This window comes from Massilia norwichensis, from assembly GCF_024753245.1.
Taxonomy (GTDB): domain Bacteria; phylum Pseudomonadota; class Gammaproteobacteria; order Burkholderiales; family Burkholderiaceae_D; genus Telluria; species Telluria norwichensis.
Map to the genome: position 1 here is coordinate 80,536 of NZ_JANUGX010000029.1, position 9,152 is coordinate 89,687.

Annotated in this window: 11 protein-coding genes and 1 tRNA gene; 3 read left to right on the forward strand and 9 right to left on the reverse strand. The window is 65.5% G+C overall.

Features of this window, described 5'->3' with window-relative positions; translation table 11 throughout:
• The first annotated feature begins 49 nt into the window (after positions 1 to 49).
• Complete coding sequence (locus tag NX782_RS21005) at positions 50 to 2,035, forward strand: helicase-related protein (protein WP_258847444.1); 1,986 nt, start codon at positions 50 to 52, stop codon at positions 2,033 to 2,035.
• A gap of 30 nt (positions 2,036 to 2,065) precedes the next feature.
• On the opposite strand, the gene NX782_RS21010 is transcribed toward NX782_RS21005, so the two are convergent.
• The 8 genes from NX782_RS21010 to NX782_RS21045 form a co-directional block, all read right to left on the reverse strand.
• Positions 2,066 to 2,764: an MgtC/SapB family protein gene (locus tag NX782_RS21010; protein ID WP_258847445.1), complete on the reverse strand. Its 699-nt coding sequence runs from the start codon at positions 2,762 to 2,764 to the stop codon at positions 2,066 to 2,068.
• 15 nt (positions 2,765 to 2,779) lie between these two features.
• Positions 2,780 to 2,995: a hypothetical protein gene (locus NX782_RS21015; protein WP_258847446.1), complete on the reverse strand. Its 216-nt coding sequence runs from the start codon at positions 2,993 to 2,995 to the stop codon at positions 2,780 to 2,782.
• Positions 2,996 to 3,031: 36 nt separating this feature from the next.
• Positions 3,032 to 3,664, reverse strand: a complete 633-nt coding sequence (locus NX782_RS21020) for a hypothetical protein (protein WP_258847447.1) — start codon at positions 3,662 to 3,664, stop codon at positions 3,032 to 3,034.
• Positions 3,665 to 3,744: 80 nt separating this feature from the next.
• Positions 3,745 to 4,266 carry a peroxiredoxin family protein gene (locus tag NX782_RS21025; RefSeq protein ID WP_258847448.1) on the reverse strand — a complete coding sequence of 174 codons (522 nt, stop codon included), beginning with the start codon at positions 4,264 to 4,266 and terminating at the stop codon, positions 3,745 to 3,747.
• A gap of 69 nt (positions 4,267 to 4,335) precedes the next feature.
• Positions 4,336 to 4,965: a BON domain-containing protein gene (locus NX782_RS21030; RefSeq protein WP_258847449.1), complete on the reverse strand. Its 630-nt coding sequence runs from the start codon at positions 4,963 to 4,965 to the stop codon at positions 4,336 to 4,338.
• Positions 4,955 to 5,551 carry a phosphoheptose isomerase gene (locus NX782_RS21035; RefSeq protein ID WP_258847450.1) on the reverse strand — a complete coding sequence of 199 codons (597 nt, stop codon included), beginning with the start codon at positions 5,549 to 5,551 and terminating at the stop codon, positions 4,955 to 4,957. Before NX782_RS21035 ends, NX782_RS21030 begins: the two co-directional genes overlap by 11 nt.
• Positions 5,552 to 5,614: 63 nt before the next feature.
• Entirely contained in the window at positions 5,615 to 5,977 is a 363-nt protein-coding gene (locus NX782_RS21040) for a YraN family protein (protein WP_258847451.1), read from the reverse strand.
• 1 nt (position 5,978) lies between these two features.
• A complete protein-coding gene (locus NX782_RS21045) occupies positions 5,979 to 7,256 on the reverse strand; it encodes a penicillin-binding protein activator (RefSeq protein WP_258847452.1) in 1,278 nt (425 codons plus the stop codon).
• 10 nt (positions 7,257 to 7,266) lie between these two features.
• On the opposite strand from NX782_RS21045, the gene rsmI reads away from it, so the two are divergent.
• Positions 7,267 to 8,184 carry a 16S rRNA (cytidine(1402)-2'-O)-methyltransferase gene (rsmI, locus tag NX782_RS21050; protein WP_258847453.1) on the forward strand — a complete coding sequence of 306 codons (918 nt, stop codon included), beginning with the start codon at positions 7,267 to 7,269 and terminating at the stop codon, positions 8,182 to 8,184.
• Between the two features lie 26 nt (positions 8,185 to 8,210).
• On the opposite strand, the gene NX782_RS21055 is transcribed toward rsmI, so the two are convergent.
• The gene (locus NX782_RS21055; protein WP_258847454.1) at positions 8,211 to 8,846 is read right to left on the reverse strand and encodes a hypothetical protein; all 636 of its coding nucleotides are present in this window, start codon (positions 8,844 to 8,846) and stop codon (positions 8,211 to 8,213) included.
• Between the two features lie 111 nt (positions 8,847 to 8,957).
• Here NX782_RS21055 and NX782_RS21060 point away from each other — a divergent pair.
• Positions 8,958 to 9,034: transfer RNA gene (locus tag NX782_RS21060), tRNA-Pro, on the forward strand.
• The last annotated feature ends 118 nt before the right edge of the window (positions 9,035 to 9,152 follow it).

Sequence of the window (9,152 nt, forward strand, 5' to 3'; positions counted from 1 at the left end):
GCGCCATCCGCGTTATATTGGCAACAAACCAAGCCTGTCCCCCAAGAACATGATTCAACATCGCAGCGATAACGATTCCGACACCAACCTGGGCGACGACGACGCCTTCCTCGAACACGACCTGAAACTGGCCGCGCGCGGCGTCGAGCTGGTCAAGATGGAAGGTCGCGTCTTCCTGCGCTTTGCCGGCGCGGTGCGCGTCGACGGCCTGCACGTCGACTACCGCCTGGTACCGGCGCGCGGCGTGCTGGCCAAGCCGAGCAAATGGCGCAAGATGGATCTCGGCGCGCGGCGCGAACTGATCGAGGAACGCGCCACCCGCGATGCCATCGACGACCTCAACCAGGACGTCGAGGAATTCGTGCGCGACATCGCCGACCGCTGCGAGGACGCCGGCTTCGACCCGATGCTGTTCCTGCACGTGCTGGAAGAGCTGGAAACTTCGGAGCCGGCCGAATACGTGTTCGAGCGCATCCACCAGCGCCTCGAGCACGCCGTCGAACGCGATCAGGAAGAGCGCCACGCCGCGCGCACCAAGGAAAGCATCAACCTGGCGGAATACCCGCAATCCTTCGAGGTCGCCAGCAAGATGGCGCGCCGCTTCATTGCCCTGCTCGGGCCGACCAACTCCGGCAAGACCCACCGCGCGATGGAGCACCTGGCGCAGGCCGAGAGCGGCGTCTACCTGGCGCCGCTGCGCCTGCTGGCGCTGGAAAACTACGAACGCCTGCAGGGCGTGATCAAGGAAGATGGCGAACCGCTGGCAGTCAGCCTGGTCACCGGCGAAGAGCGGCGCCTGGCCGAGAACGCGACCCACGTCGCCAGTACCGTCGAGATGCTCGACACCAAGACCAAGGTCGAGGTGGCGGTGATCGACGAGATCCAGATGCTGGCCGACCGCGACCGCGGCGCCGCCTGGACCGCGGCCGTGTGCGGGGCGCCGGCCTCGGTCGTCTACCTGGTCGGGGCACCGGAAGCGCGGCGCGCGATCGAGGCGCTGGCCGAGCGCCTGGAATGCCCGCTCGAAGTCCACGTGCTCAAGCGAAAGGCGCCGCTGTCGATGGAACCCAGCGCCGTGCGCAAGATCCGCAACCTGCGGCGCGGCGATGCCGTGATCGCCTTTTCGCGCCGCAACGTGCTGATGTGGCGCGACATGATCACCGAGATGGGTTTGTCGGTGGCCACGGTGTACGGCAATCTGTCGCCGGAAGTACGGCGCGCCCAGGCCGAGCGTTTCCGTGAAGGGCAGGCCGATATCGTGGTCGGCACCGACGCCATCGCGATGGGCTTGAACATGCCGATCCAGCGCATCGTGATGACCACGGCGGTGAAATACAACGGCGTCGAGGAAGAAGAAATTTCGGCGGCGCTGGCCAAGCAGATCGCCGGGCGGGCAGGGCGCTATGGCGTGCATGAAGAAGGTTTTGTGGCCGGCTACGACGACGAGACCCACGACATCATCCGCTCGCTGATGAAGGAAAAGATCCCGCCCGTCAAAGCCAGCGGCTTCGCGGTGGCGCCTTCGCTCGAGCAATTGCACCGCATCGCTTCGGTGACCGGCGAAACCTCGCTGGTGAAATTGCTGAAGCGTTTTGTCCACAACATCGACGTGCCGGACGGCTTCTTCTATCCGCGCATCACGGAAGAGCAGAACGAGCGCGCCGAGTGGCTCGACACCCTCGATTTGTCGGTGGCCGAGAAATTCACGATGTCGCTGGTGCCGATCTCGACCCGCGTGCCGACGCTGGAAAGCGCCTGGTCGCACTGGGCGCAATCGCTGGCCAAGAAGCGGGTCTGCAAGTTGCAGCCGCATCCGCAGGAGATGTTCTGGCAGAACCTGCAGGAAGTCGAGGACACTTGCCGCATGTATTCGGCCTATGCCTGGCTGGGTTACCGGATGCCGGATTATTTCCCCAGCATCGAGCTGGCCCAGCAGCTGGCGCGCGAAGCCTCGGAGCGCGTCGATTCGCTGCTGCAGCAGCAGAATGCGGCGGCGCGCAAGCGGCAGTCGAAAAAGGAGCGGGGCCGCTGGTAAGGCCAGCGACCGAGCGGCCGGGTAAGGGGATCAGTACGTCCGCCGCTCCGGCTGTCCCTTCGCATCCAGTTTGAGCACGCCCGGAATCCGGCGCAGCTTGTCCAGCAGCATATGGAAATCGCTCTCGGACATGCGGGAAAAGGCAATCAGCACGTCGTCCACCTTGGACGCCTCTTCCTGCTGCTGGACGATGAAGGTGCTGATGCGGCTGGTCACTGGGCCGAGCTGCTGTTCCAGCACGTGCAGCGTCAGCATTCCACGTTCCGCCGAGATCATGACCTCGCGCTTCTGCCTCGACGAGAAATAGCGCCGTTCCAGCGGCTTGATGCCGGCCAGGATGATCAGGATGATGACGGTGGCGGCCACGGCGGCGAAATACAGTCCGCCGCCCGCGGCCAGGCCGATCGCCGCCACTGTCCACAGGCTGGCGGCCGTGGTCAGCCCGCGTACGATCTCGCCGCGCAGCAGGATCGAACCGGCGCCGAGGAAGCCGATGCCGGACACCACCTGCGCCGCAACGCGCGAAGGATCGAGCGAAACGTGCTCGTGTTGCAGCACATCCATGAAGCCGTAGGCGGACACGATCATGAACAGGCAGGCGCCGACGCATACCAACATGTGGGTGCGCAAGCCGGCCGCCCACGACAGGCGCTCGCGCTCGAAGCCGATGGCGCCGCCCAGCAGCGCGGCCAGGCCGAGGCGTGTAATGAGTTCCAGATCGGGAAGCAAGCTGCCGGTCCCCGCTCAGCCGGCCTGGCCGGTGCGCAGGGTTTGATCGACGGCGCCCAGCCATTCGTCCCACAGCGCCGGATCGCGCGTCTTGCCGTCGGCGTCGAGCTGGTATTCGCTGACCAGGTCGGCCAGGTCGCTGGATTCGGTCAGTTCGACCTCGCGCTGCAAAAAGGCCAGCATGGCCCGATAGGCCTGCTCGACCGTCATCGTATTGTCCGCTGCGTTCATGTTCGCTCCTTCGACGATGACCACAGCTTACCGCGTTCAGGGCCGGCAGCGCGCCGTGATGCCGGTGCCGTCCGCGCCCGCCACCGGGATGTCGGACGGCGGCGTGCCATTTCCCAGCACCATGGTGTTGCCGCCCACATAGCGCAGCGGCAGTTCCTCGCCGGCATAATCGGTCAGGCCCTGCGGCACGTAGATGGCGAAGCGGTAATCCAGATTCGTATAAAAGCCGTGGCGGAACACCTGGCTGGGCGGACCTTCGTGGATCTCGGCGGCAATCGCATCGACGATGGCGGCGGTATCGGTGCGCGTGTTCAGCTCGATCGAGTCGTCCAGGCGCAGCGTATAGGGCCGCAGCGGGCCGAAGCGGCGGCCGCCGAACTGGACGCGGAAGCGGTCGATGTCGTAATAGAAGGCGGGCACGTTGGCGCCGGTAACGTCGATGCTGCACACCACGAACACGGCCCAGAAACCCTGCGATTCCAGCGGCTGCACAAAGCGGATGGCTTCGTTGCGGCGCAAGGACACCGGATTGCTGAAAGCGATGCGGTGCACGTTGGCGACATGCTGGTAATGGACGACCACGGTATTGCGCAAGCCGGGATCCACGCTCGTGCAGCCTGCTGCCAGCAGGCACGGAAGCAAGAGCAGGAGTTGGATGGGTTTGCGCATGAGGTCTCCAGCGAACGCGTCAAGCTTGGACCAGGCAGACAGCTTGGATTTGCGGGAGCTCAGGCGTGCGCGAGTGTGTTTCAGCTTGCGCTCAGCGATTTCTGCAGCAGCACGTGCAGCGAGGCGAAATCCGGCTCGCCCAGGTAGCGCTTGAGGATCTTGCCGTCCTTGCCGATGACGAAGGTGGTCGGCGTCATCGCCACGTCGCCGAACTGCTTGGCCAGGTCGCCGCCCGAATCGAGCGCCACCTTGAACGGCAGCTTGCGCGTCTCGGCGTAGTTCAGGACATAGTTGGGCGGATCGTAGCTCATCGCCACGGCGACGAATTCCAGGCCCTGGTCCTTGAACTTGTTGTAGGTCTCGACCATCTGCGGCATTTCCTTCACGCAGGTGGTGCAGGACGTCGCCCAGAAATTGACCATCACGACTTTGCCGCGCAGGTTTTGCGAGCTGATCTTCTGGCCGTCGATGCTGATGAAGGTAACGTCGGGGGCCGTCGGCTGGTGGCTGAAAGCGGCAAAGCCGATGCCGGCGATGGCGAGCACGGCGGCGCCGATGGCGGCCGGTTTGAGCCAGGAACGGTTGGAAGCTGGGGCGGTCATGGGTTCATCTCATCCGTGAACAGGCGACGAATCATTATAAATCCGCCGCCTTTTCCCTGCCTGGAAGGATTATTGCGCAGCCTGCGGCGGCGATTGCGGCTGCATCGCGCGCAGGTCTTCTTCGCTGATGTATTCGAAGATCTTGACCACGCGGATCACGCCCGACACGCCTTGCGCCACCTGGGCCGCGATATTGCCTTCGCGCTGGGTCACCAGACCCATCAGGTAGACATTGCCGCGCTCGGTGACGACCTTGAAGGAGTTCGCCGAGACGGTCTTCTTGTCGGCCAGGCTGATCTTGACCTTGCTGGTGATCAGGGCATCGTTCGAACGCGAGGTGTAGCTCGACGGGCCTGCCACGACCAGCTCGTTGATCACGTTGTCGACGTTGGTGATGCCGCGCACTTCGGCTTCGACGGCGCGCTTCATTTCCTCGTCGCGCACTTCGCCGGTCAGCAGCACCTTGCGGTTGTAGCTGTTGACGTTGACGTGACCGGCATCGCCGACGATCTGCGGCATGCGGGTCTCGGCCTTGACCGCAATCGCCTTGTCCTCGGTCTGGGCGCCCAGGGTGCGGCGGTCGGTGGTGGCGACCGCGCCCGCGACCATGCCGCCTGCAACCACGGCCACGCAACCTTGCAGCGAGACCAGCAGGGAACCGAGCAGGGCAGCGGTCAGGACGGCTTTCTTAACTTGCATCTTCTTCTCCGAACAGGGCGACGTCGATACCGTCGCAGATACTGTGGATCGCCACCAGGTGCACTTCCTGGATGCGCGCGGTGCGGCTGTGCTGCACGTTGATATGCACGTCGGCCTCGGTCAGCAGCTTGCCCAGCTTGCCGCCGTCCTTGCCGGTCAGGGCGACCACGCGCATTTCGCGCTCGAGCGCCGCTTCGACGGCCGCGACCACGTTGCCGGAATTACCCGAGGTCGAGATCGCCAGCAGAATGTCGCCGGCCTGGCCCAGGGCCTGGACCTGCTTGCTGAAGATTTCGTTGAAGCTATAGTCGTTGCCGACCGCCGTGATGATCGAGGTGTCGGTGGACAGCGAGATCGCCGGCAGCGGGAAACGCTCGCGTTCGAAACGGCCGACCAGCTCGGCAGCGAAGTGCTGGGCATCGCCGGCGGAACCGCCGTTACCGCATGCCAGGATCTTGTTGCCGTTGGACAGGGCATTGAACATCAGTTCGATGGCCTGGGAGATAGGTTGTGCCAGCAGCTGGCCCGACTTCAGTTTGAGTTCGGCGCTTTCCTGGAAATGGGCGAGGATGCGTTGAGTATTCATGGTCGAAGATTATAGTGCAGCGGCAAGGTCTACCGTGCAAGTGGAGTAAGAAATGCTTACACTTCAATAGGATTCGATGGCGTTCCGTAACCATTCGAGCTGGCCGCCATCGATGGCGACGACGTCGATGCGGCAGGGCGGCATGCGCTGAAAACGCTGCAGATAGAACTGGGCGGCGCGCAGGATGCGGCGGATTTTCGCCGGTGTGATGCTGGCGGCGGCCCCGCCGCGGCTCCGGTCGGCACGCTGGCGCACCTCGACGAAGACCAGGGTAGGGCCCTCGCGCATGACGAGATCGATCTCGCCCAATTTACACCGGAAGTTCGCTTCGATCAGCACTAAACCGTGGCGCTGAAGATACGCCAGTGCCGATTCTTCTCCTTTTCGACCCTGTTCCTGCTTCGGCGACAGGCGGGTCGGCCACATGTCAGGGCCCCGCTTCGACGGGGTCGAAATTGCCGTCGCGGTAGATGGCCATGGCTTCGCGCCGTTGCAGCCGCGGCCCGTTCGGGTCGACTTCGAGGCGCCCGGTCACGCCGTCGATGACGAAGGGACCGCCGGGACGCAGAGCCAGCTCGCGCGCGACCAGGAAGGCGTCGATGCCGAGCGCGTACAGGCGGTTCATGGTCAGCGGCTGCTCAAGCTCGAGCGGGCGCGGATAGACCATCACCGCACGGTGGTCGGGCCGCACCAGCCAGGGCACGTCGACCAGGCGCAGGCCGTTCAGTTCGCTCATCGCCACGCCGGACGCGCGGCCCGGATTGCCGGCGCTGCCGGCGTATAAAGGGATCGCGCTGCCGGTCTGGGCGCGCACCTGGCGCAGTTCGACCACGTCGAGCGCGGCGAATAGCAGCTCGGGCGGATCGACATCCAGCCGCGCCTTCAGGTCGGCCATCGCGGCCTGGTCGACGCGGCCATCGGCGGACGGAACGGAGAAGCGCTGCCCGGTATGGCCGAGCTCGTTCCAGCGCGCTTCGAAGGCGCTGGCGGCACGCTGGGCCCAGGGCGCATTGCCGGTGAGGATCAGTACCCGTCCTTGCGGATGCTCGCGGGCCGCCCACTCGGCTGCCTGCCTGGCTTCGTCCTCGATCGACAGGCCGACCACCAGCATGCCGCGCGGCAGGTTACCGCGTGGTTCAGGATGATTGAGGGCAACGGTCGGGCGGGTGATATTGCCACCGGCGACCAGGGCGCTGACGGCCGGACGGGCCAGCGGGCCGACGATGACGTCGTGCGACCTGGCCGCATCGGCATAGGCGGTGAGCGCATCGGTGGTGCCATCGCCGGTGGACACCAGGTCGACCGTCATGCCGGTGCCGTCGCGTTCGACGCTGGCCATGAAGCCGGCGCGCACCGCTTCGGCGGCAGCGCCCAGCGTGGCGGAATTCATGGGCAGCAGCAGGGCCACGCGGACCGGGCCGGCGCCGCGCGCGGCGGGTGCGCTGCCGGCATTGGCAACAGGTTCCTGGCCCGGCAGCAGGATCGGCGCGGTCTGCACCGGCGCCGGTTCGACTTCGCGCGCGGGCGGCACATAGCTTGGCGCCGGCGCGGGTTCCGGACAGGCATAGTCGCCGCTACGGGGACTTGCGCTTGCGCTGCCGGGCGCGCACAATCCGTGCGGCTCGTCGAGACTTACCGTGCTGCAGCCGGCCAGCAGTACCATACACAGTCCCGCACCCAGCGCCTTCAGTTTTTTTATCAGCATCCGATCCCCCATGACCTCCACCGAGTCCAGCCAGTCCAGCCAGATCGCCAGCTTGCCCGTCCTGGGCGAGGCAGCCCAGCAGTCCTATCCTACCGCAACGCTTTACGTGGTGGCCACACCGATCGGCAACGTCACCGACATCACCCTGCGCGCGCTGCACGTGCTGCTGATCGCCGACGTCGTCGCCTGCGAGGACACGCGCAAGACCGGCGTGCTGCTGACGCGCTTCGGCCTGAACAAGCAGATGGTGGCGGCGCACCAGCACAACGAACGCGAAGTGGCCGAGAAGTTGATTCAACGCCTGCGCGCGGGCGAGCGCGTGGCGCTGGTGTCGGATGCGGGCACGCCGGCCGTCTCCGATCCCGGCGCACGCATCGTCGACGCGGTGCGCGATGCCGGCCTGCACGTGGTGCCGGTGCCCGGCGCCTCGGCGGCCATCACCGCGCTGTCGGCCAGCGGCCTGGTGAACGACCGCTTCCATTTTGTCGGATTCCTGCCTGCGAAAGCGAAGCAGCGCGAAACGGAACTGGCCCAGCTCAAGCTTGAAACCTCGACCCTCGTGATCTATGAGGCACCGCACCGCATCATCGACTGTGTCGAGGCTTTGGCCGCCGTGTTCGAGCCGACGCGCCAGGTCGTGTTCGCGCGCGAGCTGACCAAGATGTTCGAGGAAATCCACCGCTGCGAACTGAAAGACGCGCTGGCCTGGGTCAAGGCCGACCAGCACCGCGAGCGCGGCGAATTCGTGGTGCTGGTCGAAGGCGCGGCGCCAGGCGAAGACGAGGGACAGGCGGAGGCCGAGCGCATCCTGCAGATCCTGCTGGCGGAATGCTCGGTGAAGCAGGCGGCCAACCTGGCGGCGCAGATTACGGGACGCAAGAAGAACGCTTTATACGAGCGCGCCCTGCAGATCAAGGGCGAGGCCTGAACGCCACATGCACCCCGGCGGCGGCGTTACCACTTGCAGCCGCTGTCCTTCTTCTCCATCGCCAGGAAGATCGGCGCCAATAGACCTCCCGGCACGCCATCCTTGCAATCGGGCCGCTTGGCGCCCTTGATCGCCCGCTCCAGTTTCGTTTCGGTCTGCAAAGGCGGCGGCGGCAGGCGCTCCAGCGCCGTGCCCACCTTTGCCGGATCGGGTTCGTTCGCCACCCTGCGCGCGGTGCTGCGGGCGGCGTCCAGGTTGAAGCGCGGTTCGGCGTTCGGTGCCGGTGCCGGTGCGACGGGCGGTGTATCGACGGTAAATGGTTTTTCTTCCGGCGTCTCCGGCTGCGCCGGCACGGCGATGATGCGGCGTGGCGCACGGGTGCGCGCTGCCGGTGCCGGTTTCGCCTGCGCTTCCGGCTGCGGCGACGCGCGCTGGGGTTCGACCACCGGTGGCGGCGGTGCCGGCGCGGCCTGCAGGCGCACGGTGAGCGGCTCGCTGGCAGTCACGGGCAGACTGCTGGACTGCGGCTCGCGATACAGCGACAACAGCAGCGCGTGCGCCGCCAGCGAAATCGCGATGCCCGCTGCCACGCGCGTCATCTGCCTGCGGTCGGGCAGGGTACCGAACCCGGTGTTCGGAAAGTGTTCGATCATGGCCGTCATTGCGAACTCCTATCGATTCTTGTGCCGGAAAGCCGCATCCGTGCACATTCGTGCTGATTCGCAAGCGCTTTCCTTGACCGCGACCGTCCTGAAGGTTATGATCGTTGTCTTCGGAGTGTAGCGCAGCCCGGTAGCGCATCTGGTTTGGGACCAGAGGGTCCAAGGTTCGAATCCTTGTACTCCGACCAAGTATACCGAAAAGGCCGACAGTTTTTGCTGTCGGCCTTTTTCATTTCCGCGTAGCGACGAAGCCGTGGGCACGGGGTGCCCACCCTACGGCAGCGATAGGAAGGTAGGGTGGGCACC

What these genes read in the sequence shown, in the direction of transcription:
- NX782_RS21005 (WP_258847444.1), top strand. Translation starts at nt 50, where the DNA reads ATGATTCAACATCGCAGCGATAACGATTCCGACACCAACCTGGGCGAC.
- NX782_RS21015 (WP_258847446.1), bottom strand. Translation starts at nt 2,995, where the DNA reads ATGAACGCAGCGGACAATACGATGACGGTCGAGCAGGCCTATCGGGCC.
- NX782_RS21020 (WP_258847447.1), bottom strand. Translation starts at nt 3,664, where the DNA reads ATGCGCAAACCCATCCAACTCCTGCTCTTGCTTCCGTGCCTGCTGGCA.
- NX782_RS21025 (WP_258847448.1), bottom strand. Translation starts at nt 4,266, where the DNA reads ATGACCGCCCCAGCTTCCAACCGTTCCTGGCTCAAACCGGCCGCCATC.
- NX782_RS21030 (WP_258847449.1), bottom strand. Translation starts at nt 4,965, where the DNA reads ATGCAAGTTAAGAAAGCCGTCCTGACCGCTGCCCTGCTCGGTTCCCTG.
- NX782_RS21035 (WP_258847450.1), bottom strand. Translation starts at nt 5,551, where the DNA reads ATGAATACTCAACGCATCCTCGCCCATTTCCAGGAAAGCGCCGAACTC.
- NX782_RS21040 (WP_258847451.1), bottom strand. Translation starts at nt 5,977, where the DNA reads ATGTGGCCGACCCGCCTGTCGCCGAAGCAGGAACAGGGTCGAAAAGGA.
- NX782_RS21045 (WP_258847452.1), bottom strand. Translation starts at nt 7,256, where the DNA reads ATGCTGATAAAAAAACTGAAGGCGCTGGGTGCGGGACTGTGTATGGTA.
- rsmI (WP_258847453.1), top strand. Translation starts at nt 7,267, where the DNA reads ATGACCTCCACCGAGTCCAGCCAGTCCAGCCAGATCGCCAGCTTGCCC.
- NX782_RS21055 (WP_258847454.1), bottom strand. Translation starts at nt 8,846, where the DNA reads ATGACGGCCATGATCGAACACTTTCCGAACACCGGGTTCGGTACCCTG.